The 334-nt window shown below is 42.2% G+C and carries 1 protein-coding gene; it reads right to left on the bottom strand.

The annotated features are described in order from the left end of the window. Positions 1–45: 45 nt before the first annotated feature. Positions 46–334: transposase (locus tag QWT87_RS21185; RefSeq protein WP_302718736.1), on the bottom strand; the 289-nt coding region annotated here is incomplete at its 5' end.

Raw genomic sequence — 334 nt, 5'->3', positions numbered from 1 at the left:
CGTGTTTTCCTTCACGTTGGGGCATAATTTCCCTTACCCAAAAATCTATTTTTTAGGCGTTGGCTGGCTTTGGCTCATCTCCAAAAACCATTGCGGCGGACCTCGAAGATCGAACGTGGCAATCGTTACCAAATTTCCAACTTTACAACAACTACATTTCGGCTGAAAAACTTTTGGCGGAAGCTTTTCTTTAGGCTGGATGCCTAATTTTTGTTGTAGATTTTTAAGCTTGATACGCTTCCAGGTGCTGCTCAAAAAACCATAATGACGGATTTTCACAAATCTTTTCGGCAAAATATGCATCGCAAAACGGCGTATAAACTCCTCGTGGCTC

The organism is Chryseobacterium urinae (assembly GCF_030518295.1).
Classification (GTDB): domain Bacteria; phylum Bacteroidota; class Bacteroidia; order Flavobacteriales; family Weeksellaceae; genus Chryseobacterium; species Chryseobacterium mucoviscidosis.
This window is presented reverse-complemented; position numbering and strand designations above follow the sequence as displayed.